We start from the raw sequence: 14,386 nt of genomic DNA on the forward strand, positions 1-14,386 counted from the left end.
GGCAGTTTACCTTGTTCGGCCACCGCCTTCCTGACAAACCTCGATCACTTGCACAGCTCGCCTTGCACCTGGGGTTGCGGCTTGGCTGCTTCGGCAGCCGGCTTGCGCCACTGCGGCAGACCAATCAACACCACTGCACCGATGATCACTGCCATCGCCACGCACTCTTCAAAACCGATTTGCTCGCCGGCAAACACGATGCCGAGCATCACCGCCACCGCCGGGTTGACGTAGGCATAGCTGGTGGCCGCCGCCGGACGCACGTGCTTGAGCAGGTACATGTAGGCGCTGAAGGCCAGGATCGAACCGAAGAACACCAGGTAGGCCAGCGCGCCCCAACCGGCGGCTGTCGGCATCTGGGTCATGCGCTCACCGCTCAGGGCACTGCCCAGCAACAGCACGACACCGCCCACGAGCATTTCTGCGGCACTGGCCATCGGGCCCTGTGGCAGCGGCAAGGTTTTGCTCCAGACCGAACCGAAAGCCCAGGACGCGGCGGCAAACAGGATCAATGCAGCGCCTGCGGGGCTGGCTTGCAGGTTCGACCCAAGGTTGAGCATGGCAATGCCCACCAGGCCAAGGATGATCCCGGCCCATTCGAGGCGAGTGTTGCGATGGCCCCAGAACAAGCCGAACAGCAAGGTGAACAGCGGCACGGTTGCCACCGCCAGGGCCGCGACACCCGAGGCCACGCCGGCATGTTCGGCCAGGGTCACACCACCATTGCCACAGCTGAGCAACAGCACCCCGATGATGCCGGCGGCGCGCCATTGCGGCCAGGTGGGTGCCGGCACACCGCGCCAGCGCAGAAAACCGTACAGCAAGCTACCCGCGATGACGAAGCGCACCCCCGCCATCAGCAGCGGTGGCCAGGACTCGACACCAATTCGAATGACCAGGTAGGTCGAACCCCACACCAGGTACAAGGCGAGAAAGGCGCCGATCAGCACCAATGGAAAACGACGAGAGGCAGGCATGGGGGGCTCGAGTTTTAATTGTCGGGGGATTAGTTTAGAAAGGCGTGACCGCAAACTTAAGTTACAAAACCTGTTTAAACGGGCAGTACACTTTCGAAAGCACGTTTCTTCAGGCCCATCACCATTGAATCCAAACCCACTCCCCGGACGCTCATGGACAAGTACGATCGAATGCTGCTTAGCGCCCTTCTGGAAAATGGCCGCGCCTCTTTTGCCGAGCTTGCGCGCAAGGTCAATCTGTCGGCCCCGGCCGTTGCCGAGCGGGTGGCCAAGCTTGAGGCCAGCGGGGTGATCACCGGCTACCAGGCCAAGGTCGACCTGGAGAAAATCGGCCTGCCGATCCAGTGCGTGATCGAGCTGCGTCTGGCCAGCCACGGTAACCAGCAGACCTACGAAGAACTCACCCAGATCCCGCAATTGACCGAGTGTCATAGGGTAACGGGTGACCCCTGCGTGATCATGCAGGCTGCCGTGGGCTCAATGCCGGAGCTGGAAGAGTTGATCAACCGGGTTGCCCAGTTCGGTTTCAGCAAGACCTCGATCATCCTCTCCAGCGCGGTAGAGCGGCGCTTGCCGCTGGGCCACCTGGAGCACAACGGCAAGAAGGCCTAGCGGTAGGCCTTCAGGGCTTCGCCAATTTTCGCCGCCGGGACTTTCTGCAGGCTGCAGAACAGCGTGTGGGAAGGCGCACCGATACCCTGCTCGCGCAGTTGGCCGGCCAGGTGCTGGGCCAGGTTGGCGGCCATTTCGGCATCGGCCATCGCCCGGTGGGCCGTGCCGGTGTCTGGCAGCCCGGCCCAGCGGGTCAGGGTGCCGAGCTTGTGATTGGGTGCCGACGGCATCAGCCGCCGGGCCAACAGCATCGAGCAGGCAAACCGCTGGCTGCGGCTGCGACCGATCTGCGCCAGCTCGTAGTCCCAGAACTTCTGGTCGAACGAGGCGTTGTGCGCGAGCATTGGCGTATCGCCGACGAACTCGGCCACCTCGTTCATCACCCGGGCAATGGGTGGTGCGCTGCGCAGCATGGCGGTGGTGATGCCGGTCAGGCCGGCGACGAAGGCCGGCACCGCTACGCCTGCATTCATCAGGCTCTGGTACCGCTCGACAATGCGCCCGCGTTCGAGCATGACCACGGCCACTTCGGTCGCCCGGCAGCCTGCGCCCGGCGAGATGCCGGTGGTTTCAAAGTCGATGACAGCTATACGTTCCAAAAAAAGCGACCTCTGTAGAACCTAGTGCTTGAGCAGCAAGGCGCCCTCGATGGGCACATAGCGGCTGGCGGCGCGAATCAATGAATTGGCAGTCAACCCCGGCACGCCGTAGGCCACCGCTTCGATGCCGTGGCGGCTGATGACGCGCTCGAGCAACAAGTCGAAGTCACCATCACCGGATGCCAGGACCACCTCGTCGACCCGGGCAGCGGCATCGATTACATCCAGGGTGATCCCCACGTCCCAGTCGCCCTTGGCCGAGCCGTCGCTGCGCTGGATGTAGGGTTTGAGTTTGACCGTGAAGCCCAGGTTGCGCAGGATCTGCTGAAACTGCTGCTGCTTGCTGTCACCCCGGTCAATGGCATAGGCGACCGCCTCGACGATCTGCCCGTGCTGGCTGATGTCGGCCCACAGCGCGGCATAGTTGAAATGACAGCCGTAGGCCTGGCGCACGGTGTAATAGAGGTTTTGTACATCGGCGAATACCGCGATCTTCTTCACCGCTTATCCTCTTGGCGCCACGGCGCTGTTGCCGGCCGCCGCACACCGGGGCCGTTTCGGCGCCCAGTATGCCAGCCTGGAAGCAGTGCGGGTATGCACGGTCAGACGAAGCTGTCGTCACCGTCGAAGAATCCACCGTCGTCGTTGCCGTAATCGGTCTCCATCAGGTCTCCCTGGCCATTGCCATAGCCGTTGTCGGCGGTCACGCGCTGATCATCATTACTGCCCCAGCCACCACTGTCGCTGGCAGGAGCCGGTTCTTCCTTGATCACTTCGACCACCTCTTGAGGTTGCGAATGATGGTTGAACAGGCTGCTGATGCCTTGGGCCAGCATGACGCCGCCAGCCACTCCAGCCGCTGTCTGCAATGCGCCCCCCAAGAAGCTGCTGGCGCCACCGCGTGCCGAGGAAGCGGGTGCCGCGTTGAAGCCTTGCTGCGGTGCAGAGCCGGCGGGGCTGGATGACCGCGCGGGCTCGCGCCAGCCACCGCCCGATGCGGGCTGGACCTGGGGCCGAGCCGCTTGCGGATCGCGGACGCTGCTGCCAAAGATGCTGGAAAGAAAACCACCGCCGCTGTTCGGTGCAGGGGCCGATGACTGCGCCCTGGCCTGCTGCAGTTCAGCCTGAAGCTGCTTGTTCTGTTCATCCAGACGCTTGAGGGCAGCCTCCTGAACCAGGATTGCCTGGGCCATGTAGTACGGCGCCGCCGGTTGTTGCTGGAGGTGCTCGGCAATTCGCGCCTGGGCCTGGGCGTCGCGAGGCACGGCCGGGTCTTCGGCTTGCTTGAGTCGGCCGAACAGGCCATCGATCAGGGTTTGTTCTTCGCTGTTCATGGGCAACCTCATACACGCCGGGAAATTCGAGTGCTTTGAAAATGGGGCGTCTGGGACGCGGATTCAACACAACTCGGGATGAAACTTTCTTCAGCTTGGAGAGCGGCTGGGCTACAGTTACGCCCTGCTTTTTCTGCCATGCGATGTTGACCGATGAATCCGCTGAGCGTTTTGCGCGACTCCCTGTATTTTTTCCGCCGCCACCTGACCAGCATCGTGCAGCTGTGCCTGCCGCTGGTGGTGCTCGAAACCCTGTGTACCCAACTGCTCTACAGCCAGTTGGGCGATAAGCCCTCGCCGGCCTACGGCATGTTGGTCAGCCTGCTGTTCTACCCGATCTACAGCGCTGCGCTGATCCTCTACCTCGACACCCGCAGCAACGGCGAAGCACCGCCCAAGCGCGACCTGTTCGCCAGGGCCTTGCAACTGTGGCCGACCCTGGCGTTGCTGATCATGATCAGCTCGCTGCTGATCATGGCCGGCGTCGCCCTGTTCGTGCTGCCGGGCATCTGGGTGATGATCAACCTGGTGTTCGCCGAATACCTGCTGGTACTGCGTGGCCTGCCGGTGATTGCCGCCATGCGCGAGAGTGCGCGCATGACCACGGGTAACTTCTGGCGCATCCTGGTGTGCGTGCTCGCGGTTCTCGCTCCGCTGTGGCTGATCGACGGCCTGCTGATGATGGCATTCCCCGAACCGCAGGCTGGCGTGCAGTTTGCCCTCGACAGCCTCAACAGCTTCCTGCAGTTGTTCAGCACCGTGGTGCTGTACCGCTTGTTCATGTTAATCGAGGCCAACGCGACCGCCTGATCCGCCGCCAGGCAACGATCACTCACCAAGAAAGCCTTCGGCCTCCAATACCGACTGTCAGGTGCTTATGGTGCGTTTGTGCAGCAAGGCGCTGCTCACCTCGAACCTGACACTCAACGGACAAGGAGTTTCCCCATGGGTGACTTTCAAGAAACAACGCTGCGGTCTGATGCGATCGAGTCGTTTCTCGGCAGGATCTACATGCTCGACAAGGGCCGCGAAATCCCCCTGCGCCTCAGCCAGACCCGCGATAAGTTCACCTGGGGTTTGACCCCGGAATACGACTGGCTTCAGGCCGGCGGAGCCGAGCCCCCCCCTGTGTTCAATTTCGTCTTTCATTCACAGAGCGAAAGCCGACTGCACTTCAACATCTTGGGTACCGGTCAGTCTGCTGCCAAGAGACTCGGCAGCAGCCGCAATGGCTACCTGGGCCTGTACGAGCATGCCGAGGTCAAGGACTACTGGAAGCTCGAACCGCTGGACTGGCGCGAAAACGATCTGGTTTGCCACTGGCGCGACCACCGGGGACATCGCGTCAATGCCATCCCCGACACTCCCCATTACCAGCCTGGCGCCTTTTACCAGTTGAATGTCGAACAAGGCCGGAACTGCGAGTTTCTGGTCAGGCGCATCGGCTGAAGGCATTGATCGGCACGCGACCACCAGGCTTGACCCCTGGTGGCTGCACTGCAGTTTTCAGGTTTTGCGCGGCTTCGCGCGTGCAGTCGCCTCTGCCACCAGCGGATCATCCGGCCAGTAGTGCTTTGGATACCGCCCTTTCAAATCCTTCTTCACTTCGGTGTAGGTACTGCGCCAGAAGTTGGCCAGGTCCTGGGTGACCTGCACCGGACGACGCGCCGGAGACAACACGTGCAGCAGCACCTGTTGGCGGCCCTGGGCAATACGCGGGGTATCGGCCAGGCCAAACAGCTCCTGCAGACGCACGGCCAGAATCGGTGGCGTTTCACTGTAGTCCAGGCGAATGTTTGAACCCGATGGCACACTCAGGTGCGTCGGCGCCCATTCGTCCAGGCGTTGAGGCAGGGGCCAGGGCAGCAGATTGCGCAAGATCGACGACAGGTCGAGGTGGGCGAAGTGGCTCAAGCGGGTGACTTTGCCCAGGTACGGCTGCAGCCAGTGCGGCAGTGAAACCAGCAATGCGGCGTCACTCAGGTCGGGCCATTGCGTGCTGTTGCCTGCTTCGAGGTCCAGTTGGCGCAGCAAGGCCACTCGGGCCTGCCATTGGCGTAGCTCAGGGGTCCACGACAGCAACTCCAGCCCCTTGCGCCGCACCAGCTCCAGCAAGGCCCGGGCGCGGGCATCTTCGTCCAGACCGGTCAATGGCTCACGGCTGAGCACCAACTCACCGACCTTGCGCTGGCGCTCGGCACGCAGCACATTCTCGCGCTCGTCCCAATCCAGAATGTCGAGGGTGCGCACTTGTTCGGCCAGCACCCCGTCGAACAACGCCGGGTCGAAGTCAGCGGCGAGATAAATCCGTTCTTCACGCTGCCCTTGGCGGCTGCCCAGGTCGGCAACCACCAACCAGGGATGCTTCATCAATGCATCGGGCTCACCAAACTGTGCTGCACGGCCATTGGCCAGACGATATTCACCGCCCCCGGCGCGCCGCTGCTGGGAGACCCGGTCGGGGTAGGCAAGCGCCAGCAAAGCGCCCAACCAGCGCGAATGCTCGGGGTCTGCGACCGCTGACCCCGGCTTGCCACGCAGATAGCCGCGATACTGCCTGGCCAGTTGCCGGGCACGCTGCACGCCACCCTGCCCGCCCCTTGCCGCACGGGCTTCACCGCTGAGCAGCGCCAGGCGACTGTGCAGGTCGGCGCCGCCACCGCGCAATAGGTCGCGCTCACCGAGCAACGCGGCCACATCACAGGCCATGTTCGCCAGCCCCAGGTCCTGGCCACGCAACAACAAATGGGCGATACGCGGATGGGCCGGCAGTTCGGCCATGGCCTGACCGTGGGTACTCAGGCTGTACTGGCCGTCGGCCTTGAAGGCACCCAGGCGCTGCAACAGATCCAGTGCCTGGGTATAGGCGGCTGCAGGCGGCTGATCGAGCCAACGCAACTGCTCTGGCGTCACGCCCCAGCGGGCCAGTTGCAAGGCCAATCCGGCAAGGTCGGCCTGGAGAATTTCAGCGCTGCCGTAAGCGGCCAGTTGCTCGTGCTGGGCCTCGGACCACAACCGGTAGCACACACCCGGCTCCAGACGTCCCGCCCGCCCGGCCCGCTGGGTGGCGCTGGCCCGGGAAATCCGCTGGGTGTCGAGCCGGGTCATGCCGCTGCCCGGGTCGAATCGCGGCACTCGCGCCAACCCCGCGTCCACTACGACACGAACGCCATTGATGGTCAGGCTGGTCTCGGCGATGTTGGTGGCCAGCACCACCTTGCGTTTACCCGGTGGCGCGGCATCGATGGCGGCGCGCTGGACGTTGAGGTCCAGCTCGCCATGCAAGGGGCACAATAGAATGTCGGGGCGCTCGCCCAGGGCATCCTGCAGTTGCTGATGCACTCGCCGGATTTCCGCCTGCCCCGGGAGAAACACCAGCAGGCTGCCGCTTTCGTCGACAACAGCCTGCAACACGGTGTCGACCACCCGTGGCTCGATGAACTCGCCCGGCTGGAACGGCCGCCCCCAGCGCACATCGACCGGGTACATGCGCCCTTCACTGCTGATCACCGGCGCTGCATCCAGCAGGCTCGACAGGCGTTCGCCTTCGAGAGTCGCCGACATCAGCAGAATTTTCAGCGGTGGCTCGTCGCGCAGCAATTCACGGCCATTGAGGCTCAGGGCCAGGGCCAGGTCGGCATCCAGGCTGCGCTCGTGATATTCATCGAAGATCAGCAGGCCGACGCCTTCCAGTGCCGGGTCTGCCTGCAGGCGGCGGGTGAGAATGCCCTCGGTCACCACTTCGATACGGGTCGTGGGGCCAACCTTGCTGTCCAGCCGGATCCGGTAACCGACGGTCTGCCCGACCTGCTCGCCCAGCTCACTGGCCAACCGCTCGGCCGCCGCGCGAGCCGCCAATCGACGTGGTTCGAGCATCAGAATGGTCTGGTCGCCCAGCCACGGCTCGTTGAGCAGTGCCAATGGCACGCGGGTTGTCTTGCCGGCGCCGGGTGGCGCTTCGAGCACGGCTTCGTGGCGCAGGCGCAAGGCATCACGCAAGGCTGGCAGTACGGCATCGATCGGTAATGAATTCATGGTGGCCCTCAAACAATGCGCCGAGTATAACGGCGAACCGAGCCTGCCTTATCATGGTCTTAGCTGTAGATACCGGCTCTTTGCCTGTATCTTTGAGGCCTTCATTCCGGAGATTTCCATGCGTATTCCCTCCCGCGTCATCGGCGGCGTTCTGGTCGCCACCCTGCTGACTCAACTGACGGCCTGCGGCACGATTTTCTTCCCTGACCGACGCGGCCAGATCGAAGGCAAGATCGACCCGGTAGTCGCCGCCCTCGATGCCATCGGCATCTTGTTCTATGTGCTCCCGGGCCTGATTGCCTTCGGTGTCGACTTCGCCACCGGCGCCATCTATCTGCCGGGTGGCACCACCGCGCAAGTGGCCCCGGAAAAACTCAACCAGGCCATCGGCGCCGACGGCAAGGTCGACAACAGCAAGCTGCAGGCTATCCTCGAAAGCGAACTGGGCCAGCGCCTGCCGCTGAACGACCCGCGCCTGATCCAGCACAAGGGCAGCGTCGAGCAACTGGCGATGTACGGCCTCAAGCCCGCCGCCTGAGCACTGAAAGGAAGCCCCCTGCAGCATGACCCCTTCGGCTGAGCATCAACGCCTGCTGCGCCTGGCCACCCGCGCCTCTTTGGCGGTGGCCAGTATTCTGATCCTCACCAAGGCAGTGGCCTGGTGGCTCAGCGGGTCGGTGAGCCTGTTGGCGGGCCTGACCGACTCGGCACTTGATGGCGTCGCCTCGTTCCTCAACCTGCTGGCCGTGCACTACGCCTTGCGCCCGGCCGATGACGATCACCGCTATGGCCACGGCAAGGCCGAAGCCATGGCCGGCATGGCTCAGGCGTTGTTCATCGGGGTCAGTGCCGTGCTGATCGGCGTACAGGCCGTGGAGCGCTTGCAAAATCCCCAACCCTTGGGCGACACCGCCATTGGTATTGCCGTGATGCTGCTGTCACTCGGATTGACCGTGGCCTTGCTGATGCTCCAGGCCAAGGTGATCCGCATTACCGGCTCCACCGCCGTGCGCGCCGACTCGCTGCACTACCGCTCCGACCTGCTGCTCAACGGCAGCATCCTCATTGCCCTGGTGCTGGCACGCCTGGGCTGGCCACAACTGGATGCCTTCTTCGGCCTCGGCATTGCGATGTATATTCTCTGGAGCGCTGTGCAGATTGCCCGGGAGAGCACCGCGATCCTGATGGACAAGGAGTTGCCCGGCGACATCAGCGAGCAGATGCTGGCGCTGGCCTGCAGCGTGCCGGGTGTACGCGGCGCCCACGACCTGCGCACCCGGCTGTCGGGGAGCCACTGGTTCGTGCAACTGCACCTGGAGCTACCGGGTGAATTGCCACTCACCCAGGCCCATGCCCTGTGCGACCAGGCGGCTGCCGCGATCCATCGCAAATACCCCAGGGCAGAGGTGCTGGTACACGCCGACCCTGTACCGTAGTCCGGCAGCCTTTGTAGCCGCTGCCGTCAGCCTGCGATCGTCGGCGTAGCAATCGCCACTGACGTCCCACGGCCGCTTCGCGGCCGATCACAGCCTTGCGGTAGCGGCTACCAACGCAGTTGCTCCTGCCTGATGCCGCGCCTGGCCAGGCACTTCTCCAGTGCTCGCCGGTAATCCAGCTGCTGCTCTGCCCAACGACCGCACGCGTAGCGATTCCGCTCCCAACGGCTCGGGTAGCGCCGGGGAACGTCCTCGTAGTATCCGATCCTAGGGGGCTGGGTCTGGCGCACCTGGTCGGGCCGCGGCTGCAACGGCGACCCTTCCTGAGCCCAGCCCTGCAGACAGCTGCACAACAAACCAACACCAGCCAGCGGCCAGATTCGCGACTTCATGCTCTTTCTCCCGAGGGGCTATGCATCGCTATCGGCCGCAACCGGAAAAATCGCAGGCAATAAAAAAGGGAGACCAAACGGTCTCCCTTCGAGAATTTTGTCCGTGCTCGACGCTTGTGACGTCGGCTCACCTCACGCTGTCTTGTGAACAGTGTGTAGCCCGGGGGCCGAGCACAACCCCTTAGGTTGCTGGCCGCAGCTGCCCCGATAAGGCCAGCTGCACTGGACTGATGTCCGGGCAGTGATTCTGGGTATAAGCATAAGGCTGCAGCGCCGGCAGCGGATTGCGAAGATTGCTCATTAAAATAGCACTTGCGCAATTTTTAGCTACGGATTGATAATTCGCCGCAATTGAAATAGAAAAGGCATGTTCCATGAGCAAACTGGACCGCTACGACCTGAGCATTCTTGCCGAATTGCAGCGCGATGCGCGCATCTCCAACCAGGAACTGGCCGAACGCATCGGCCTTTCGCCCTCGCCCTGCTCGCGACGGGTCAAGCAACTGGAAGACGACGGCTACATTTCGCGCCAGGTTGCCCTGCTCGACCGCAAGAAGCTGGGCCTGAGCCTCACCGCCTACGTGCTGATCGGCATGGACCGACACACCCCGGAACGCTTCGAGGCCTTTGAAACGGCGATTCGCAACCTGCCCCAGGTGCTTGAATGCAGCCTGGTCACCGGGATGGACGCCGACTACCAGCTCAAGGTGGTGGTGCCCGACATGGACCACTACCAGAAGCTGCTGCTGGGCCACTTGACCCGAATCGAAGGGGTGACCAGCGTGCGTTCGAGCTTTGTGCTCAACCAGGTGCTGGCCAGCACCGAACTACCGCTGACGCACCTGCGTTAGTCAGAGCGGCAAGCGGGGCGTATAATCGCGCGCCTCAACCTGCCGGAGAGTATCGATGGATCCTGCGTTGTTCGAAGAATGGATGATGACCATCCTGGTCACCATCCTGATTGGTTTCATGGGTTTTATCGTCTGGGACCTGGCGAAAAAATCCAAGGCCGGCAAGTTCGGCACCTTCATCCTGTTTTTCGTGCTGGGCCTGGGCATCCTCGCCTTCATCATCAAAAGCGTGGTGATCGGCTTTATCGAAGGCGTCTAGCGCTTGGCCGGTACTTCCCGCCACTGCCCCTGATCCAGCCCCTCCAGCGTCCAGTCGCCGATCCGCACCCGTACCAGGCGCAGGGTCGGCAGGCCGACGGCTGCCGTCATGCGCCGCACCTGGCGGTTGCGCCCTTCCTTGATCACCAGTTCCAGCCACCGGGTGGGCACGCTTTTACGAAAGCGCACCGGCGGATTGCGCGGCCATAGTTGCGGCTCTTCAAGCTGCCGGGCCTGGGCAGGCAAGGTGGGGCCGTCATTGAGTTCGACGCCGTCGCGCAGCCGTTGCAATTGCTCCTCGGTCGGCTCGCCTTCCACCTGTACCCAATAGGTTTTCGCCAGCTTGTGCTTGGGGTCGGCGATGCGCGCCTGCAACTGGCCGTCGTTGGTCAACAACAAGAGCCCTTCGCTGTCGCGGTCCAGACGCCCGGCCGGATAGACACCGGGGATGTCGATGTAGTCCTTGAGGGTCGCACGCCCTTCACCGTCACTGAACTGGGTCAGTACGTCAAAAGGCTTGTTGAACAGGATCAACCGCGGCTCGGCCGGCGGCGCCTTGGCTTGGCGACGCGGACCGGAGGGTTTGGCCGCGGGACGACGCGGCGTGGAACGTGGGGGTAACGGCATGGGGCCTCAGCGGAACGGCGGCTCATCGAAACTGCGCAGTTTACGCGAGTGCAGCGAATGGAGTTCGGTGCGCAGCAGGTCCAATGCCGCAATACCGATCTTCAAGTGCTGGCTGACCGCCCGATTGTAGAAGGCGTTGGCCGCTCCCGGCAGCTTGATTTCGCTGTGCAGCGGCTTGTCCGAGACGCAGAGCAAGGTGCCATATGGCACCCGCAGGCGATAACCCTGGGCGGCAATGGTGCCGCTCTCCATGTCGACCGCCACGGCACGCGACAGGTTGATCAATGGTCGTTCCTGAGCCCAGCGCAGCTCCCAGTTGCGGTCGTCGTAGGTCAGCACGGTGCCGGTGCGCAGGCGCTTTTTCAGCTCATCGCCACGTTCGCCGGTCACCTGGGCAGCGGCTTCCTGCAGCGCCAGCTGCACCTCGGCCAGGGCCGGGATCGGAATATGCGGCGGTACCACCCGGTCCAGAATGCCGTCACGGCGCATGTAGGCGTGCGCCAGTACATAGTCACCGATGGTCTGCGACTGCCGCAGCCCACCACAGTGACCGATCATCAGCCAGCAATGCGGGCGCAGCACCGCGAGGTGGTCGGTGATGTTCTTGGCGTTGGAAGGCCCCACACCAATGTTGACCAGCGTGATGCCATCGCCGTCGGCAGCAATCAGGTGGTAGGCCGGCATCTGGTAGCGGTGCCAGACCACCCCTGCCACCAAGGCCTGGGCTTCACCGTTGTCCATGCTCTTTTCAATGACCACGTTGCCTGGCAAGACCATGCGCACAAAGCGTGGGTCATCGCGCAACTGCTCAAGGCCATGACTGACGAACTGATCGACATAGCGGTGGTAGTTGGTCAGCAGGATCCACGGTTGCACGTGGCGCCAGTCGCTGCCGGTGTAGTGCACCAGGCGACGCAGCGAGAAATCCACCCGCGCCGCATCGAACAGCGCCAGCGGCAAGGGGTCGACGTTGGCCCAGTCGTAGAGGCCATCGGCGATGCCATCGGTGGCCGCCGACAGGTCGGTGCTGGGGAACACCCGTGCAAGTGCTGCCGCGGTGATCCCGGTACCGGCCAGCTCGTCGCCCTGCTCGACCACATAGGGATAGGGGATGTTCTGCTCGCTGACGCCGACTTCAACCTTTACGGTGAAGTCGCGCATCAGTGGCTTCAATTGCTCCAGCAGATAGTTACGAAAAGATGCGGGCTGGGTCACGGTGACGCTGTAAGTACCAGGCAGTTGCACCTTGGCGTAGGCCCGGGTGATGGCCGGTACTTCGCCGTGGTACTCGTAGGTCAGGCGCAGCTCCGGGTAACGGAACTGCGCACGTTCTTCGGCGTTGGGCTCGGTGCGGTCCTTGAGGTAGCGCTTGAGCGCCAGGCTCAGGGCCGCGGTGGCTTGCTCGTGCAGGCTCGCCAGACGATCGACGGCCTGCTCGGCGGTTTCTACGACAACGAAGGCTTCATCAGTACGGCTCACAATGTACTTCCTGTCTGACATGCATGCCTCCATCTTGCCTACTTATTCAGGCAAAGGCACGCACGTTAGAGCGGCCAGTTCGGGGTCGCGCGTGCCACCAGTTCGCCAACATCCACCCCTCGCGGCAACACCCCGTAGACCCGGCCACTGCCGCCCAGTCGGCTGCCAATGAAGGCGTCGCTGACCGTGGCGTTACCGGCCTCGAGCAACAGCTTGGCCTGCAGGCCCAGGGCGATGTCTTCAGTGAGCTGGCGGGCGCGGTACTGGATATCGCCGGTGTCGGCGAATGCCGCCTTGAGGTTGCCGATATGCGCCGCCAACCGCGGGTCGCCATGGCCGTCGCCCAATTCGTCGAACAGGGTGTCGAGGACACCCGGCTCCTTGGACAGCGCACGCAGTACATCCAGGCACTGAACGTTGCCTGAACCTTCCCAGGTCGAGTTGACCGGTGCCTCGCGGTACAGCCTTGGCAGGATGCTTTCTTCGACATACCCGGCGCCGCCCATGCACTCGGCGGCCTCGTTGATCATGGCCGGGGCACGCTTGCAGATCCAATACTTGCCTACCGCCGTCACCAGCCGAGCAAAGCGGGCCTGGTGGGCATCGTCGGGTTGATCCAGGGCGTGCCCCATGCGCAGGCTCAGCGCCAGCGCGGCTTCGCTTTCCAGGGCCAGGTCAGCCAGCACGTTCTGCATCAGTGGCTGCTCGGCTAGCAGGCGGCCACCTACCTTTCGATGGGCACAATGGTGCGCGGCCTGGGTCAGGGCCTGGCGCATCAAGGCGCTGGAGCCAACCATGCAGTCGAAGCGGGTCATGGCGACCATCTCGATAATGGTCGGTACGCCGCGCCCCTCTTCGCCAATCATCCAGGCCAGGGCACCGCGAAACTCCACTTCACTGGAGGCGTTGGAGCAATTGCCCAACTTGTTCTTCAGGCGCTGGATGTAGAACTGGTTGCGACTGTCATCCGGGCGGTGACGCGGCAGCAGGAAGCAGCTCAGGCCCTTTTCAGTCTGGGCCAGGGTCAGGAAGGCATCGCACATCGGTGCCGAGCAGAACCATTTGTGCCCGACCAGTTCGTAAGCCTGGCCCGGCCCCGGCGCGCCCACCGGATACGCCCGCGTGGTGTTGGCCCGCACATCGGTACCACCCTGCTTCTCGGTCATGGCCATGCCCAGGGTCACACCGACCTTGTGCCGGTCACCGATATTGCGCGGGTCGTATTCGCTGGCGAGGACCTTCGGCAGCCAGTATTCCGCGAGTTCCGGCTGCAGTTTGAGCGCCGGCACGGCGGCAAAGGTCATGGTCAACGGACAGCCGCTACCGGCTTCGGCCTGGCTGTGCAGGTACGTCATCGAGGCACGGGCAACATGGGCGCCGTCGCGAGGGTTGGTCCAGGGCAGCGAGGGCAGGCCATGCTCAATGGCCGTGCGCATCAGCTCATGGTAGGCCGGATGAAACTCCACCAGATCGACACGGTGACCATAGCGATCATGGCTGCTGAACTGGGGCTTGTTCTGGTTGGCCAGAAACCCCGCCGCCATCAATGGGCCACCGGCCAACGCCCCGTACGCATCGATCCGCGCCTCGGCCCAGCCAGCCCCATAACGCCGTGACCATTGCTGCAGGGGCACGTCGATGCGATAGAGATTGGCACCCTCCAGCGATGGCGGCTGGTTGGTAACCTCATGGGTTTCAGCGTACTGGTGCAGGTTCATCGGGGAGGGCCTCCTGGATCCGGACGTGTCTGAAATTTCAGTGAATCACGCCCTGCCCCCCGCTCAAA

The 14,386-nt window shown here is 63.3% G+C and carries 15 protein-coding genes; 7 read left to right on the forward strand and 8 right to left on the reverse strand.

What is annotated here, in order from left to right; all coding sequences use genetic code 11:
* Window positions 1-44: 44 nt before the first annotated feature.
* Window positions 45-977: a drug/metabolite exporter YedA gene (gene yedA, locus H621_RS0115905; RefSeq protein ID WP_028944366.1), complete on the reverse strand. Its 933-nt coding sequence runs from the start codon at window positions 975-977 to the stop codon at window positions 45-47.
* Between the two features lie 153 nt (window positions 978-1,130).
* On the opposite strand from yedA, the gene H621_RS0115910 reads away from it, so the two are divergent.
* Window positions 1,131-1,589: an Lrp/AsnC family transcriptional regulator gene (locus tag H621_RS0115910; protein WP_028944367.1), complete on the forward strand. Its 459-nt coding sequence runs from the start codon at window positions 1,131-1,133 to the stop codon at window positions 1,587-1,589.
* On the opposite strand, the gene H621_RS0115915 is transcribed toward H621_RS0115910, so the two are convergent.
* The 3 genes from H621_RS0115915 to H621_RS0115925 all read right to left on the reverse strand — a co-directional run bounded on the left by H621_RS0115915 (window position 1,586) and on the right by H621_RS0115925 (window position 3,522).
* Entirely contained in the window at window positions 1,586-2,188 is a 603-nt protein-coding gene (locus tag H621_RS0115915) for a 3'-5' exonuclease (RefSeq protein ID WP_028944368.1), read from the reverse strand. The genes H621_RS0115910 and H621_RS0115915 overlap by 4 nt on opposite strands.
* A 21-nt stretch (window positions 2,189-2,209) precedes the next feature.
* Window positions 2,210-2,689, reverse strand: coding sequence for a LabA-like NYN domain-containing protein (locus H621_RS0115920; RefSeq protein ID WP_028944369.1), 480 nt, complete (start codon window positions 2,687-2,689; stop codon window positions 2,210-2,212).
* A 101-nt stretch (window positions 2,690-2,790) separates the two neighbouring features.
* Window positions 2,791-3,522 carry a DUF2076 domain-containing protein gene (locus H621_RS0115925; RefSeq protein ID WP_028944370.1) on the reverse strand — a complete coding sequence of 244 codons (732 nt, stop codon included), beginning with the start codon at window positions 3,520-3,522 and terminating at the stop codon, window positions 2,791-2,793.
* Between the two features lie 153 nt (window positions 3,523-3,675).
* On the opposite strand from H621_RS0115925, the gene H621_RS0115930 reads away from it, so the two are divergent.
* The gene (locus H621_RS0115930; protein WP_028944371.1) at window positions 3,676-4,332 is read left to right on the forward strand and encodes a YciC family protein; all 657 of its coding nucleotides are present in this window, start codon (window positions 3,676-3,678) and stop codon (window positions 4,330-4,332) included.
* Between the two features lie 135 nt (window positions 4,333-4,467).
* Entirely contained in the window at window positions 4,468-4,971 is a 504-nt protein-coding gene (locus tag H621_RS0115935; RefSeq protein ID WP_036989929.1) for a hypothetical protein, read from the forward strand.
* A 57-nt stretch (window positions 4,972-5,028) separates the two neighbouring features.
* On the opposite strand, the gene hrpB is transcribed toward H621_RS0115935, so the two are convergent.
* Window positions 5,029-7,557, reverse strand: coding sequence for an ATP-dependent helicase HrpB (hrpB, locus tag H621_RS0115940; RefSeq protein ID WP_028944373.1), 2,529 nt, complete (start codon window positions 7,555-7,557; stop codon window positions 5,029-5,031).
* 118 nt (window positions 7,558-7,675) lie between these two features.
* On the opposite strand from hrpB, the gene H621_RS0115945 reads away from it, so the two are divergent.
* From H621_RS0115945 to H621_RS0115965, 4 genes are all read left to right on the forward strand, one after another.
* Window positions 7,676-8,095 carry a hypothetical protein gene (locus tag H621_RS0115945; protein WP_028944374.1) on the forward strand — a complete coding sequence of 140 codons (420 nt, stop codon included), beginning with the start codon at window positions 7,676-7,678 and terminating at the stop codon, window positions 8,093-8,095.
* 25 nt (window positions 8,096-8,120) lie between these two features.
* A complete protein-coding gene (locus H621_RS0115950; protein ID WP_028944375.1) occupies window positions 8,121-8,993 on the forward strand; it encodes a cation diffusion facilitator family transporter in 873 nt (290 codons plus the stop codon).
* A gap of 766 nt (window positions 8,994-9,759) precedes the next feature.
* Complete coding sequence (locus H621_RS0115960) at window positions 9,760-10,236, forward strand: Lrp/AsnC family transcriptional regulator (RefSeq protein WP_028944377.1); 477 nt, start codon at window positions 9,760-9,762, stop codon at window positions 10,234-10,236.
* A 55-nt stretch (window positions 10,237-10,291) separates the two neighbouring features.
* A complete protein-coding gene (locus H621_RS0115965; RefSeq protein WP_010222926.1) occupies window positions 10,292-10,495 on the forward strand; it encodes a DUF2788 domain-containing protein in 204 nt (67 codons plus the stop codon).
* Here the strand turns inward: H621_RS0115965 and H621_RS0115970 are convergent.
* Genes H621_RS0115970 through H621_RS0115980 form a run of 3 tightly spaced genes read right to left on the reverse strand, consistent with a single transcriptional unit; the run spans window position 10,492 to window position 14,318 of the window.
* Window positions 10,492-11,121 (reverse strand): pseudouridine synthase, encoded by a 630-nt coding sequence (locus tag H621_RS0115970; protein WP_028944378.1) that lies wholly within the window; start codon window positions 11,119-11,121, stop codon window positions 10,492-10,494. The genes H621_RS0115965 and H621_RS0115970 overlap by 4 nt on opposite strands.
* Before the next feature lie 6 nt (window positions 11,122-11,127).
* Window positions 11,128-12,633: an AMP nucleosidase gene (amn, locus tag H621_RS0115975; RefSeq protein ID WP_371919747.1), complete on the reverse strand. Its 1,506-nt coding sequence runs from the start codon at window positions 12,631-12,633 to the stop codon at window positions 11,128-11,130.
* A gap of 32 nt (window positions 12,634-12,665) precedes the next feature.
* Complete coding sequence (locus H621_RS0115980) at window positions 12,666-14,318, reverse strand: acyl-CoA dehydrogenase family protein (RefSeq protein WP_028944380.1); 1,653 nt, start codon at window positions 14,316-14,318, stop codon at window positions 12,666-12,668.
* Between the last annotated feature and the right edge of the window lie 68 nt (window positions 14,319-14,386).

It is taken from the genome of Pseudomonas vranovensis DSM 16006, from assembly GCF_000425805.1.
Taxonomy (GTDB): Bacteria; Pseudomonadota; Gammaproteobacteria; order Pseudomonadales; family Pseudomonadaceae; genus Aquipseudomonas; species Aquipseudomonas vranovensis.